Origin of the sequence: Arthrobacter sp. UNC362MFTsu5.1, assembly GCF_000685965.1 — a bacterium.
GTDB lineage: Bacteria > Actinomycetota > Actinomycetes > Actinomycetales > Micrococcaceae > Arthrobacter.
In genome coordinates, this window is sequence record NZ_JMLE01000024.1 from 1 (window position 1) to 13,779 (window position 13,779).

A 13,779-nucleotide genomic window follows, 5' to 3' on the forward strand; every position below is an offset into this window, starting at 1 on the left:
AAAACAGACACACCATGCGCCCCCGGGAAAACGGGATACACACAATGCACAAAATTTGAAACCAGCTGTAAAAACCAGACCATCCACGGGATGGACAATCCAGTCAATTCAACCAATTCAATACAAAAAATTGGTATCAACAAACTTGGCACACTATTGAGTTCTCAAACAACAGACACACCCGGCACCACCACAACCAGACCAACAGGCCATTCAGTCGCGGATCGCTCCGGAGCAACTTTCCAAACTTACCCGATCCCGGACCGCTATGCAAACCGGCGTTTCCGCCACCCACAAGCACCACAGGAAGGATCCCCACCCGGTTTCCGCACGCCAGTAAAGACGCCGTTTTTCAGGCCATTCAGAAGGGGGTCGGTCGCTATCTTTCCGCATCAGCGGCGGCGACTCGAATTACTTTACACGGCCAGAGGACCCCGCACAAATCCACCCCCAACACCACACCCACACCACCAAAAACCCCGCAAACACACGGAAACCCAACCCTCCTCACCGCCCCAAAAGGCCAAGTGGCCGGCGTCGGACTTTTATGGAGTGGGTCACACCCGGCTATCTGTCCCCTGGCAGCGCCTGCACCTGCAGGTACGGTCGATGTCCTACACCCACTCCTTAGGGGTAGGGAGTCCCGATCGTCGTCACCATGTAATTCCAGGGCCGCGGCCACAGCGTCAGGCTGGGCAGTCCGAGCCTCCCATTGACGGCGTCGAGCTCGAAGCGGCCGGCGTCGAGCGCCTTTGCCCGTACACCGGTCTCAAACCAGATGGGAGCCTCGCAAAACTGCGGGACGGTGGTTGTTTCCCCACGGGTCCGGCCGCAAAAACAGATGGTGCCGGACGCTGAGCCGTCCGGACACCTCCAGCATTGTTGCAGACTGCGGAGGCAAACCAGATCTCGGCCGCTGTACCGGCGGAAAATTACGTACGACGCCGGGCCGCCGGCTCGCGCTGCCGGCATGAAGGCCGCTGTCCAGGCGCCATCCAAGGCTCCCGGCAGCCACTTCCCGGCCCATTCCGGAGCGGACCCTCACCCCCTTGAAACCTGCCCCGCCGGGCGTATGGTTTTTGCATGGGACCGATGCAGGACACCCTTGTTATCGGAGCCGGGCAGGCGGGCCTGGCCACTAGTTACTGGCTGGACCGGACCGGCGTCGAACATCAGTTACTGGACCGGCGTGTCGCCCTCGGCGGTGCCTGGCAGGACCGCTGGGACGCGTTCTGCCTGAACACACCGAACTTCTCACTGACGCTGCCGGGCATGCCGTACGAAGGCCCCGCTCCGGAGGCCTTTATGCCCCGGAACGACCTCATCGAGTACTTCCGGCGTTATGCGGAGACCATCGGCGCGCCGGTTCGGACCGGCACGGACGTCAGGCGCATCGCAGCGGCGGAGGACGGCGGCTTCAACGTGGAGACGTCCCGGGGCGTCTGGCGGGCACGCCACGTGGTGCTGGCCACCGGCGGTTACCAGAAACCGAAAATCCCCGCGTTGTCCGCGCAGTTCCCGGGCCGCATCCTGCAGCTGCATACCGACAGCTACCGAAATCCGGAGCAATTGCCGGACGGGGCTGTCCTGATCGTGGGGACAGGACAGTCGGGCGGTCAGATCGCGGAGGAACTGCTCGCCGTCGGCCGGGAAATCCATCTGGCGGTGTCCGCCTGCCCGGAAGCACCCCGCCGGTACCGCGGCCAGGACCTTCTCTTCTGGATGATGCAGCTCGCCGAGCACGGGCCCAAGTACGGGCTCAACGGCCTCACCGTGGGGCAGCTGCCCTCCCCCGCCGCGCGCTTCATGTGCAACCCGCTGGTTTCCGGCGCTGACGGCGGCCACGATATCCACCTGCGCGACCTCGGCCGCCAGGGCGTCCGTCTGCACGGCCATCTGGAAGCAGCCGACGACGGCGAACTCACCTTCAGCGACGACCTTCCGGAGCGCCTGGGCGTTGTTGAGCGCACGTTCTACCAGCGCATGCGGCCGATGTTCGATGCCTACATTGCTGCTGCCGGGATGACGGCGCCGGAAGCTGAGCCGCCCCGCAAGGACGACTGGCTGCCGGCCGAACCGGCGCGGCTGAACCTCGAAGCTGCGAACATCACGTCAGTCATCTGGGCCACCGGCTACCGGCTGGACTTCGGCATCCTGGACATCCCGGTGCTGGACGAATGGAACTACCCGCGGCACCTCCGCGGCGTCACCGAGCACCCCGGCCTGTACGCCGTGGGGCTGCCGTGGCTGACCGGACATGGTTCGTCGATCGTGGCCGGCGTGGGTCGCGACGCCAAGTACATTGCGGAGCACATCGCGGCCAGCTGAAGCCGCAGCAGACGCGGGCTATCCGGAGCAGAGCCCGTCGAAGTCCACCGCCGCGGCCAGCCCGGCCGAGCTGAACCATTCCTTGGCCCACGCCTGGACCGACGGCAGGGCAAGCTGCTCGGCCACGAGTTCCGGCGGCCCGTCGAACACGGACTGCCCCGCTTCCAGTTGCTCCCCCGTACCGCTTCCGGCAAGCAGCCCGAACAGGGCCGGCTGGTCCACGAAAGGAAGTGTCCCGCCGTCGCCATCGGTCAGGATGCCCCAGCGCGAGGTGAACAGCGAAAAGTCCTCTGGACGGTCGCCGAGGTCAAGCGCGAGCGGGCAGGCGTCGCCGTCGAGCTGTATCCGCCGGTAGTTGGGCTCCGTTTCGTCCAACGCCAGCAGCTGGAGTTCGTCCAGCCACGAAACCCACACGGTGGTGGACTCCCCCGGCCGGGGGTACGGTGCGGCGGCGATGTAGCCGGCCCGGCTCACGTGGGCGGAGTGGCCCACCGCGATATTGCCGAGCTGCCCGCGGACCAGGGGCAGGACCGGGCTGACCGGCTGGTGGTAGGCGGCGAACTTCCGCCGCATCACCTCGGCGCTGGCATTCGAGCCGATGGAGACCACCAGGGAGCGGGACTCCAGCGGCGCAGCCTTGGCGTCCGCAAGTGCTTCATTCAGGTCCGCCAGGTCCAGGGTCAGGAAGCCGTCACGGCCCATAACGCCCGAGGTCTCGGGCGGATCCCACGGATAGAGCAGCGGGTCGAGCCTGCCGGAGCCATCGGCGTCCGTCAGTCCGGTACCCGGTTCTCCGTTCAGTCCCATGGGCTGCCTTCCTCGTGATCCGGGAACGTGCGGCCGGGGTCAGTCGCCCATGCCGGGGTGGACAGGGACAAACTCGATCTTGTTTCCCGAGCTGGTTTTCTTCTTCGGCGACCGCGAGAAGCCCTTCGCGTCCAGGTGGTTCCGGGCGCGGAACTCGGCCAAGGCGTCGTCATAGGCCTTGTTGAGCCTGCCGCCGGAGAGTTCCTCCGTGGTGCCGTCGGCAAAGGTGACGGCGATCCGGACTTTTTCCGGGAAGTGCCGGCTCATCCTGATAAAGCCGTCGGCATCCTGCTGGAGATTCATCAAAGTGTGGTCCGCTTTCGTGGTGGTGTGACTTCCAGTGTCCCGCACTTTTGGACGGGGCGGGGCGTCACCGGAGCAAATAGCGCCCGACGACGGCGCGGACGGCCGGGTTAACAACCCAAGACCCGGCTGGGGGAACCGGGCCTTGGGCGTTGCGGGGAGCCGGCGCAGCAGCTCCCCCGGGGAGGGGCGTCAGTTCGACATTGAAGTGACGCCGCTGGTGTACCAGCCGGTGTACGGCGACCACACGCCGTTGCTGCCTTCCTGGAAGCTGACCTTCTGGTAGATCTCCTCGTTGCCGATCTCGCCGTCCACCAGAGTGCGGACATTGTGGATGGTCACGGTTCCGCTGTACTGGTTCAGGTGGCGGCTGAACGTCGAGGTGCCCAGGTGGTCGTCGCCGTTGGGCCAGTCGTCTTCCTCCCAACGCTGCTGGGTGATGTTGACGTAGCGGTCCGTGCTGCAGCGGACCTGGATCTGGTAGTCCACCAGCTTCACGCCCGCGGAGTTGTGGCCGGCGAACACGGGCCGGAGCGGCGTGACCGTGCAGGCGTAGTTGGTGCCGGCTGCCTGGGCCGGGGCTGCAAGGGCGAACGGTGCCGCCACCGCCCCGAGTCCGATGGCGGTCAGCAGGGCCACCTTGCGGCGGACGGTGTGGGACTTCTTGGTGGTGGGTGCGTCGGACATGAAGGTACTCCTGAGGGGAAAGATGCGAGTGGATGAGGCGTGCCGCCCGTTGATTCCGGGCTTGGATTGAGGCTTCGGTTTCGCCGGTATTTCCCGCGCGTTCCGATGTATCCATGGTGAATCCGGGCACCCCTCCCGCACTTCCGTGCTAGCACGGTTTCTACTCGCCGGTACAGAAATTCCCGGACCCCTCATATCCCAGACCTTCCCCACGCGAGGCACTTTGTTCTAACATAAGGACAAACTGCGCCACGCGCGAACAAACACCCTCACGGGGACGAAGGAGATCTTGTGAAACTTGGACTCGTTGGATTCGGCTTCGGCGGGCGGATCTTCCACGCTCCTTTCATCACGGCCGCGGAAGGGGTGGAACTGGCGGGCATCGTGACCCGCTCCCCCGCCCGCCGTGCGCAGGCCGCGGAGGAGTACCCGGGCGTGCCGCTCTACGATTCCCTCACCGACCTGCTGTCCGCCGGCGTGGATGCAGTAGTCATCACCACGCCCCCGGAGACGCGCCGCGAGCTGGTGCTCGAGGCGGTTGCGGCCGGAGTGCACGTGGTGGCGGACAAGCCGTTCGCACCGAACGCCGAGGTGGGACGCGAACTGGTGAAGGCGGCCGCGGACGCCGGCGTGATCCTCAACGTGTTCCACAACCGCCGCTGGGACACGGACATCCGGACTCTTCGCTCCGTGGTGGACTCCGGCGCAGTGGGCAAGGTGGCACGGTTCGAGTCCCGCTTCGACCTCGACCAGCCGGACACCCTCGAAGCCGGCCCCGCGGGCGGACTGCTGCGCGACCTGGGCAGCCACCTGGTGGACCAGGCACTGTGGCTCTTCGGCCCGGCCGCCCGCGTCTATGCCACGCTCGATTGGGTGGACCTGGACGCCGGGCGCACCGACTCGGGTTTCTTTGTGACCGTCGCGCACCGGAACGGAGTGAAGTCCCACGTATCCGCCACCAAGAGCAACCGGCTGGTCGCGCGGGAACTGCGGCTGCTCGGTTCCGCGGGAAGTTACGTGTCCCAGCAGTCCGACGTCCAGGCCCTGGCGGCAATGGCCGGCAAACGCCCGGCGGACGATCCCGCAGCGTGGGGTTACGAAGAGGAGAGCCGCTGGGGAACGCTGACGACGGCGGCCGGCCGGGTCCGCGTGCCGTCTGAACAGGGCGCCTATCAGGCCTACTACGAGCAGTTCGCGCTGGCCGTTGCCGGCAAGGGGCCCGAACCTGTCCCCGGCGCCGAGGCTGTCCACACGCTCGAAGTCCTCGACGCCGCCCGGCTCAGCGACGCGGAAGGGCGGTCGGTGGACATCGCGGACTGACCGGGGGGAAACCCCTACCGCTCCGGCTGAAGCTCCTTGCGCCAGAGAACCGTGCCGTTGGCGTTGCGGAGGCTGACGGTGAAGACGTCGTCCTCGTTGAGGTCCACGTGGCCGAAGAACTGGTTTTCGCCGGTGCGAGGTGACTGGTTGGCGTAGGCGCCGGTCTTGTAGAACACTCTCTCGGGGCCGAAGGTGCCGTCGAGCTCGCCCGGGCCAAAGCTGCCCGCGTTGATAGGGCCGGCCACGAATTCCCAGAACGGATCGAAGTCGGCGAAGCCTGCGCGCTCGGGCGAGTAGTGGTGGGCGGCGCAGTAGTGGACGTCCGCGGTCAACCAAACCACGTTTTTAACCCGGTTGCGCTTTAATGCGGAGAGCACCCCTGCGATCTCAAGTTCCTTGCCCAAGGGTGCACCGGCGTCGCGGTTGGCCAGGGATTCCTGGTTCACCGGGCCGTCGGGGACGATCAGTCCCAGCGGGAGATCGGCGGAGATGACCTTCCAAGTGGCCTTGGACTTGCTGACCTCGCGGATGAGCCAGTCGGCCTGTTCTTGGCCCAGGATGTGGGTGAGGTGCGTTTCCTTGCCGTCGGTGTTGGGGTCCTTGAAGGTGCGCATATCCAGGCAGAAAACGTCCAGCTGGGGACCACGGGAGATCTTGCGGTAAATGCGGGCGGGTTCGAAGCCGGTGCTGCCGTCGCCGATCCGGGTGCTGAGGCCGGAGACGGGCTGGTATTCCTGCCAGGCCTGGCGCCCGCGCGCTGCGAGGACATCAATGCGGCGTTCGGTGTAGCGGGCGTCTGTGATGATTTCCCCTGGGTACCAGTTGTTGTGGGTTTCGTGGTCGTCCCACTGGGCGATCACCGGTACCTCGGCGTACATGGCGCTGACGTTGCGGTCCATCAGGTTGTAGCGGTGCCGGCCGCGGAACTCGCTGAGGGTTTCGGCCACCTTGGAAACTTCCTCGGTGACCAGGTTGCGCCAGATCTGCCCGTCGGGCTCGGTGACCTGCGCGGCGATGGGGCCGTCGGCGTAGATGGTGTCGCCGGAGTGGATGAAGAAGTCCGGCTTGGTGGCGTGCATGGCCGCGTAGCCGCGCATGCCGCCGATCTCCTCGTTGATGCCCCAGCCCTGGCCGGCGGTGTCGCCGGTCCAGACGAAGCTCTGTTTGCGGGACGCGCGGCCGCTGCTGAGCAATCCCTGACTGGGCGCGGTGCTGAAGGAGCCCTGCGCGGTTTCGCCGGCATTGCCGTCAGCGTCCTCGAAGTGCAGGGTGAGCGCGAAGCGGGTGCCGGCCGGGAGGTGCTCGGCGTTGATCCGGGAGGTGAAGTCGGTGGCTTCGCTGCCGGCGCTCCCCCGCAGCACACGCTGGAAGGCGCTGCCGCCGCGGAGCGGCACACCATCGTCGTCCACGGCGAGCAGGTTGGCCACCAGCCGTCCGGGGCCTGACGCGCGGGACCACAGGACGCCGGAATCGGCGGTCACATCGCCGGTGGCGATACCGGACGGGAGGGTGAGTCGGTTGCGGACCAGCGCGACGCCGGCATGGCTGGTGGCGTGCGCGGCTGAGGCTGCGGCGGGCACGACGGCGGCAGCACCGGCGGCGGCAAGGGCACTTTTGAGGACATTTCGGCGGGTGAAAGCAGTCATGCTGCTTATCGTTGCGGCGGCGGGTGAACCGATCATGGCGGGGGTGTTAACCGCCGGTGGGGCTTGCCGGAACCCCTGCTGGTGCCATACTCAAATCGTGACTGCGACGTACTCGTTCCGTGGCGAGCTGTGGCTTTACCCCGATGCATCCGGGTGGCACTTCATCACGCTGCCGCCGGACCTGGCGGACGAGATCAAGGGCGAGGCCGCTCCCTTCCGCAAGGGATTCGGCTCGGTGAAGGTCACGGCGTCGATCGCGGGCAACAGCTGGGCCACGTCGATCTTCCCGGAGAGCAAGAGCCAGTCGTACGTCCTCCCGGTCAAGAAGGCCATCCGGACCGCGGCCGGCATCCGCGCCGGAGATGACGTGGACGTAGAGCTGGTCCTGGTGCTCGAGGGCTGATCGTGCTGCCGAGCTACTCCACCAGGCGCCCCATGTCATCAACGAACCACGCACCCTCCCTGTAGCTCAAGAAGACCACAGTTGGCTGCTCGATCTGTGCCTTGGGGGCGCGGGTCTCAGTCCCGTCTGGGCTGAAAAACCGGATCTCCTCCTGGCGTACCAGCAGCGTGACGTTCCGGGTCAGGACCCCGTCTTTCGTCATCGCATCAACGCTTTCGGTGAACACCCTGGCGCCTCCAAGCCATTTTCCGCCCTCGTAGCCGGCGCGAATTCCGCCTGCCAGGTTGGAGCAGAATTTGCATGACGGATCGGTCAGTTTGAGCCAGTCATCGACGTCACCCGTCTCGAAGCCGTAGCTCAGCAGATCGAAGAAGTACCGCGTGAAGTTTTCCAGGCCTTCCTTTGATTCGTCACCGCCATTGGGCCGCATGACGGGCCGGACGACGTTCCGGGCAGGCCCGTGGGCCCCCGCGGGAATAGGGGAAGCGGTTGGCGGCACTGTGGCATCGGCTGCCGGGGACGCAGTCGCAGATATGGACGTCGGAAGCTGCGGCGGGGGCGGGCCTTCGTTGGAGCATGACGTCAGCAACGCCACGGCACACAGCGTCCAAGCCGTGGCCTGGGTTCTGCGAAGTCTTTCGGCCATTTTCATCCCCTCGGTCGGCCGCGCCCTGCTGTTCCGACCACGCTAGCGGAAGTCACGATTTCCCGGAGAAGTTATCCACAGCCGGCCAGCCATCCAAAGCCTCTGTACCGCGTCTTTCCGCAGGACTAGCATGCAGGTGCACAGCCGCGGTTGGACTCCCCGCCGCATCAGGGCTGAAGCAACTGCGTGGAAGGACCTGTCATGGAATGCATCACCTGGTTCGCGCCGATTCTGCCCGGGAAACTGGACGAGTGGAAGTCTCTCATCGAGGAGATTGAGGGCCCCCGCAAGGAGGACCACCGGCGTTCCCGCGAGCGGATGGGCCTGACCCGGGAAGTCGTCAGCCTCATGCAGACCCCGCAGGGGGACTTTGCCTGCCTGTTCCACGAAGCCGAGGATCTGGCCAAATCCTTCCAGACCGCCGCGAACTCGGGCGATCCGCACGATCAATGGTTCGGGGAGAAGATCCAGGCAATTCACGGCATCACCCCTGAGATGCTGCGAGCCCCCCTCCCTGCGTCGCTTGTTTTTGATTACAGGGCCGGCTGATACGCCGCGAACGTCGGAAGCAGCGCACGACGGCGGGATACCGGCATCGATTGCCGGCCACCCGCCGTCGTACTTTTCTTAAGAGGTGAAGCTGTCGGACCCGGCTAGATCCGCGGCGATGCGTATGGCGCACTGGGAAGGTTGCCTGCCGTCCACGGCGCAGTAGAGCGGATGTCAGGCAGGTGGCAACGGCCGTCGGTCAGGACGGCGCGGACGGTGACGCTGAGAACCCAGAGTCCAAGAAGCAGGATGCCGATCAGTTCCATTGTGTTGCACCTCGGTTGAGTGTGTGCGGATTGGGTGATTTCAGTGTGTCCGGCCGGCGTGTGAGCAAACGTGTGAGCCCCGCAGACGCCGGAGAGCCTGCGGCGTACCATGAGCCGTATGGCCGAGAACTGGATTCGGCTCCTCGGTCCGCCCCGGATCGAGTCCCCCGGCGCAACTCCCCTGCAGCCCAGGGGCCGCAAGGCCTGGGCGGTGCTGGCCTACCTCGCGCTGCAGGCGGACGGCACCGGCCGCTCCCGCACGGCATCGCTGCTCTTCCCGGATGCCGAAGACCCCCTGGGCGCCCTCCGCTGGAACCTGTCCGAGCTGCGCCGGACGCTCGACGGCGTAACGGTGGCCGGCGATCCCCTGCGGCTGACACTTCAACCGCCGTGGCGCTGCGATGCGCTGGAAGTGGTCGATTCCGCCGGAGTTCCGGGCGTTGATCCGCGAACCTTCGGCGGCCAACTGCTGGAAGGGCTGACCTTCGCCGATTCCCCGGTCTTTGACTCGTGGCTGGCGGACCAGCGCTACCGTCTGGACAACGTGGTCCAGTCCCTTCTTTACGAGGCAGCGCTGGCGGCCCTCGCGTCGGGCGCTCCCGGCCAGGCGGCGGAGCTCGCATCACTGGCACTGCAGCGCGATCCCTTCCACGCGGACTGCAACGCCGTCCTCGTCAAAGCGCTCGTGGCCCTCGGCGAGCACCGCCATGCCCGCGAGCACGTCACCAAGTGCGGGAACCTCTACCGCGAGGAGCTGGGGCTGCCGCTGCCCGCGGAAATCCGGCGGGCGCTGTCCGATGCGGTTCCGGAGGCGGACCCGGGGATGCCGGCCACCGCAGCGACGGTGAGGTCCTATCTCGACGCGGGCGGCGCGTCACTCTGGGCCGGCGCCGTGGACCGGGGGCTCGATCAGCTGCGGCTCGCGGTGGTCCTCGCCCAGCGCACCGGCGACGCCCACCTGATCGCCGAATCCCTGGTGACCCTGTCCGGCGCCCTGATCCACCAGGCGGGCGGGCGCGGCGCGGAGGTGGCGGACTTCCTGCACCGCGCGCTGCAGGCGGAAGGGCCCGACGGCGCCTCCCGGACTGCCGCCGCGGCGTACCGCGAACTGGGCTACTTGTCCGTGCAGCGCGGTGTTCCGGACCGTGCCGCCGGGTGGCTGGACCGGGCGCTGCGAGCCGCTGAAGGATTCCCCGACGAGCAGGCGAGGGTCCTGGCGATCCAGGGGATGCTGGCCTCCGATACGGCGAGGTACGGGGAAGCGGTGACTGCGCTGACCGAATCCGGCGAGCTGGCCAAAGCGATCGGGAACCGCCGGCAGCAGGCGTTCAGCGAGGCACTGCTCGGCAGGGTGCACCTGCTCCGCGGGGAACTGGACCAGGCAGCGGCACGCCTGGACCGGGCCCTCGTCTGGATTGCGGAGGAGCACTGGACGGCGTTCGAGCCGTTCGTGGACGGGGTCCGGGGCGAGACCTACCTGGCTGCCGGAAAGCTGGAGGAAGCCGCGGCAATGATCGACCGGTCCTGGGTGATGGCGGATCTGGCCGGTGACCACTGCTACATGGCCTTGGCGGCCGGTGCCGAGGCGCGGCTGTTCCTCGCTCACGGCGACCTGGCCGCGGCCGAGCACTGGATAGACCGGGGGCTGGAGCCCAAGCCGTGGTACCTCTGGTACTCGGCCCGGCTGCTTGATACGGCGGCGGAAGTGGCCATGGCAATGGGCTCGCCGCGGGCGTCAAAGTTCGTGGAGAAGCTCGCCGAGCTGGCCAGCCGGAGCGGAATGCGGGAGTTCACTGTACGGGCGCAGTCCCACCGTGCAGTGCTGGGCGATGAGGTGGCCGCGCAGGCCGTGCCGTGGCTCGCGAAGGAGATCGAGAACCCGGCCCTGGAGGCGTTCCTCAAGCAACGGCACGGCGGTTGAGACTGACGGGCACGATCCCTGTGGCGCACTGCGTCGCGGGCATGGTAGCTTTCGTGGATCGTGATCTTTCGGCAGGAGGTGAGTCCCATGAACGCAGTATCCACAGTGGGTGCTCCCCTGCAGTCCACGATCGCGCGGCTGAAGTAGTCGCCGCCGGGAGTGCCAAACAGGCAATTCGCGAAGGGCGACTCCCATGAACACCACACCTTCTTCACCCCTGAACTCCACGTCAACGACGGCCTCCGTTGGGCGGGCGTTGGTCCTCGGTGGCGGCGGATCCACAGGCAATGCCTGGCTGATCGGCGTCGTCGCGGGCCTTTTCGAAGCCGGGCTGGATGTGACCGAGGCTGATCTGATCATCGGCACCTCGGCCGGATCGACGGCCGCGGCCCAAATCACCGGCACGAGCCCCACCCAGCTGCTTGCCGACATCCTTTCCGCTGCACTCCCGCAACGGATCGCCCCGGGGGGATACGACGGCGGACGCGCCCGTGCTGGGCAGGCGGCGAACCATATGGAGAGGACGAGCCGCATCATCGCCGCCGCCGCGGATGTAGCCGATATGCGCCGCAGAATGGGTGCGGCAGCGCTCGAAATGGCTGCGGCGTCGGACGGCTCCGGGCAAACGCGGTGGCGCGATACCGTCGCCTCCCGGCTGCCCAGCCAGCACTGGCCGGAACGGACGGTGCTCATCACCGCGGTCGACGCCCATACCGGCGAACCGGTCGTGTTCGACCGCCACAGCGGCGTCGACCTGGTGGACGCCGTCGCGGCCAGCTGTGCCAGCGGCTTCGCCTACTGTATCGGCAGCAGCGGGTACATCGACGGCGGCTACCGAACCAACGCCGACAATGCCGACCTGGCAGCCGGCTACGCACGGGTGCTGGTGCTGTCACCGTTCGGCGGCAGGTCACGGACACCGGCGGACTGGGGCATGCATCTTGCAACACAGGTCGACGAACTACGCGCACGCGGAAGCCGCGTCGAAACAATCTTCCCCGATAGCAGCTCCGAGCATCTGTTCGGCGCCAATGCGATGGATCTGTCGCTGCGCCCGCCCGCCGCCCGGGCGGGTTACGAGCAAGGCAGGGCCCTTGCCGTGCAGCTCACGGAATTCTGGCGTTGATGCTCTCGAAATCATCAGTCCCCGCAAGAACTGGTTAAACAAAAGCAGGACCTGCCAATCGGCAGGTCCTGCTTTATGAAACCTAAACGGTCCCGGGTATCTAAGAAATTAGATAGCCTGGATGTTTACGGCCTGGGGACCCTTGGGGCCCTGCTCGGTTTCGAAGGAGACCTTCTGGTTCTCTTCGAGGGAGCGGAAACCGGAGGAGTTGATCGCAGAGTAGTGTGCGAAAACGTCCTGTGAGGAGTCATCGGGGGAAATGAAGCCGAAGCCCTTTTCAGCGTTAAACCATTTGACGGTACCAGTAGCCATTATTTATGTCCTTCGTGAAGGTGGAGGAACTGTCCCGACTTTCGGGTCCTCCGGTGTGGGGTGTTCAAAACCGCTACTTCAGAAGAACGAGGACTTTCGACCCCGCGTACTGCCTGAACTACCAAATACAAACACAACAACGGTCTCTACTGTACACGGGTTTTCAGAGCGGCTTTACCACGGGCATCAGCGGGATGTCCGGGACCGTGATCGACTGCGGTCCGTCGAAGCCCTGCATGAACACCGTGACGAAGCTGAGGGAGACCGTGCCGCCCGCGTCAGGCAGCTGGCTCTCGAAGTTGATGGTTCCCTTGCGCTGTCCCCCGGGCGGTATTTCGGGCTGCCAGCTGCTGCGGAACGCATCGGCGTCGAACGTCGTGCCGTCCGGGCCGGTGAGGATGGCGTTGTGGAAGAGGGGCAGTGACATGGAGCTGCCGGTCCCGTTACGCACGTGGATCTCCACCCGGGTGAAGTGGGCGGTGCTCTGCACGCCGAGCACCGTCACCGTGACGCCCTGCGCTTCCGCCACCACCTGGCGTGCCAGCCGCTGGGTCCCCTCTTCGTTTCCCGAGAAATATCCGACGGCGTAACTCGCCCCGGCTGCCAGCAGCCATCCACCGCCGCCAAGCAGGAGCAAGGTCACCAGCACCGTGGCGATCAGTGGACGGGAACGCGTACGCGGCGCAGCCTCAGCCGGCGCAGACGGATACGCGGTCCCGCTGTCATAGGGCCCGGCGTGGGCATCCGGGTAACCGGGCCTCAGAGGCCGTGCGGGCCGCGACGGCTGCACTCGCATTGACGGCCGGTACTGGGGTTTGGGCCGCCTGGGTGGCGGCTGTGCCTTGTCTTTGAGGAAGTCGAGCGCCTCGCCGCCCAGGGCAACAACAAGGCCCATGGCCGGGGTCACGAACCATGTCCATGTCGGGGTCAGCTCGGTCAGGAACGCGGTCAGGCTGTTGCCGATCAGTCCCACCACGTTGATCGCGGCCGCGAAGAGCAGCGCCGCGCCCAGACCTTTCTTGCGGGCGGCGGCAGGGGCGGGCCTGCGGCCCTCCGGCCGGCCGGCCGCCTCGGGAGGTGAGCCGCCGTCGTCGTACGTCCCTTCAACAAACCGGAGCAGCACCTGTCCGATCTGGACCTCATCGCCGTTGGCGAGCTCCGTGGGCGAGGTGATCTCGTGGCCGTTGACCCAGGTGCCGTTGCGCGACTGTTGATCGGCAAGGATTGTCCGGCCCTCCAGGGAGGTCAGCTCGGCGTGGCGGCGGCTGACTCCGGACACCCGCAGGCGCAGCCGTGAGCCTTCCCCGCTGCCGATGGTGGAGGTGCCGTGCGGAATGCGGAGCCGGCGTCCCGCCGCTTCACCGTTGACCACCACGAACTCGTCCCGCAACCCCGATGCATCCACGACTTCCCCGACCAGCCAGGAGGGCGCCGGCCCCCGAGAGGCGAAAAACCGCCGCCAGCG

At 66.4% G+C, this 13,779-nt stretch carries 14 protein-coding genes; 6 read left to right on the forward strand and 8 right to left on the reverse strand.

Going from position 1 to position 13,779, the window contains the following annotated elements:
• The first annotated feature begins 1,083 nt into the window (after positions 1 to 1,083).
• Positions 1,084 to 2,328 carry a flavin-containing monooxygenase gene (locus tag BS38_RS0118675; protein ID WP_028272187.1) on the forward strand — a complete coding sequence of 415 codons (1,245 nt, stop codon included), beginning with the start codon at positions 1,084 to 1,086 and terminating at the stop codon, positions 2,326 to 2,328.
• An 18-nt stretch (positions 2,329 to 2,346) separates the two neighbouring features.
• Here BS38_RS0118675 and BS38_RS26525 read toward each other — a convergent pair whose 3' ends face one another.
• The 3 genes from BS38_RS26525 to BS38_RS0118690 all read right to left on the reverse strand — a co-directional run bounded on the left by BS38_RS26525 (position 2,347) and on the right by BS38_RS0118690 (position 4,125).
• Positions 2,347 to 3,135 (reverse strand): hypothetical protein, encoded by a 789-nt coding sequence (locus BS38_RS26525; RefSeq protein WP_051629018.1) that lies wholly within the window; start codon positions 3,133 to 3,135, stop codon positions 2,347 to 2,349.
• A 39-nt stretch (positions 3,136 to 3,174) separates the two neighbouring features.
• On the reverse strand, positions 3,175 to 3,441 hold the full coding sequence (locus BS38_RS0118685; protein ID WP_028272188.1) for a hypothetical protein: 267 nt from the start codon (positions 3,439 to 3,441) through the stop codon (positions 3,175 to 3,177).
• Positions 3,442 to 3,630: 189 nt separating this feature from the next.
• A complete protein-coding gene (locus BS38_RS0118690) occupies positions 3,631 to 4,125 on the reverse strand; it encodes a hypothetical protein (RefSeq protein WP_028272189.1) in 495 nt (164 codons plus the stop codon).
• Positions 4,126 to 4,416: 291 nt separating this feature from the next.
• Between BS38_RS0118690 and BS38_RS0118695 the strand changes: the two genes are divergently transcribed.
• On the forward strand, positions 4,417 to 5,445 hold the full coding sequence (locus BS38_RS0118695; protein WP_028272190.1) for a Gfo/Idh/MocA family oxidoreductase: 1,029 nt from the start codon (positions 4,417 to 4,419) through the stop codon (positions 5,443 to 5,445).
• A 14-nt stretch (positions 5,446 to 5,459) separates the two neighbouring features.
• Here the strand turns inward: BS38_RS0118695 and BS38_RS0118700 are convergent, their stop codons facing one another.
• Positions 5,460 to 7,091: an alkaline phosphatase D family protein gene (locus tag BS38_RS0118700; protein WP_028272191.1), complete on the reverse strand. Its 1,632-nt coding sequence runs from the start codon at positions 7,089 to 7,091 to the stop codon at positions 5,460 to 5,462.
• Positions 7,092 to 7,188: 97 nt separating this feature from the next.
• On the opposite strand from BS38_RS0118700, the gene BS38_RS0118705 reads away from it, so the two are divergent.
• Positions 7,189 to 7,494, forward strand: coding sequence for a DUF1905 domain-containing protein (locus tag BS38_RS0118705; RefSeq protein ID WP_028272192.1), 306 nt, complete (start codon positions 7,189 to 7,191; stop codon positions 7,492 to 7,494).
• Positions 7,495 to 7,507: 13 nt separating this feature from the next.
• Here BS38_RS0118705 and BS38_RS0118710 read toward each other — a convergent pair whose 3' ends face one another.
• Positions 7,508 to 8,140 carry a DUF6318 family protein gene (locus BS38_RS0118710; RefSeq protein ID WP_156037180.1) on the reverse strand — a complete coding sequence of 211 codons (633 nt, stop codon included), beginning with the start codon at positions 8,138 to 8,140 and terminating at the stop codon, positions 7,508 to 7,510.
• Between the two features lie 201 nt (positions 8,141 to 8,341).
• On the opposite strand from BS38_RS0118710, the gene BS38_RS0118715 reads away from it, so the two are divergent.
• The gene (locus BS38_RS0118715) at positions 8,342 to 8,689 is read left to right on the forward strand and encodes a hypothetical protein (protein ID WP_028272194.1); all 348 of its coding nucleotides are present in this window, start codon (positions 8,342 to 8,344) and stop codon (positions 8,687 to 8,689) included.
• Between the two features lie 104 nt (positions 8,690 to 8,793).
• On the opposite strand, the gene BS38_RS27435 is transcribed toward BS38_RS0118715, so the two are convergent.
• Entirely contained in the window at positions 8,794 to 8,955 is a 162-nt protein-coding gene (locus BS38_RS27435; protein WP_197024980.1) for a hypothetical protein, read from the reverse strand.
• 109 nt (positions 8,956 to 9,064) lie between these two features.
• Here BS38_RS27435 and BS38_RS0118725 point away from each other — a divergent pair, with 109 nt between their 5' ends.
• Complete coding sequence (locus BS38_RS0118725; RefSeq protein ID WP_028272195.1) at positions 9,065 to 10,876, forward strand: SARP family transcriptional regulator; 1,812 nt, start codon at positions 9,065 to 9,067, stop codon at positions 10,874 to 10,876.
• A 193-nt stretch (positions 10,877 to 11,069) separates the two neighbouring features.
• Positions 11,070 to 12,002, forward strand: coding sequence for a patatin-like phospholipase family protein (locus BS38_RS0118730; RefSeq protein WP_028272196.1), 933 nt, complete (start codon positions 11,070 to 11,072; stop codon positions 12,000 to 12,002).
• Positions 12,003 to 12,110: 108 nt separating this feature from the next.
• On the opposite strand, the gene BS38_RS0118735 is transcribed toward BS38_RS0118730, so the two are convergent.
• On the reverse strand, positions 12,111 to 12,314 hold the full coding sequence (locus tag BS38_RS0118735) for a cold-shock protein (protein WP_003806113.1): 204 nt from the start codon (positions 12,312 to 12,314) through the stop codon (positions 12,111 to 12,113).
• 163 nt (positions 12,315 to 12,477) lie between these two features.
• A complete protein-coding gene (locus BS38_RS26530; protein ID WP_197024982.1) occupies positions 12,478 to 13,719 on the reverse strand; it encodes an FHA domain-containing protein in 1,242 nt (413 codons plus the stop codon).
• Positions 13,720 to 13,779: the final 60 nt, after the last annotated feature.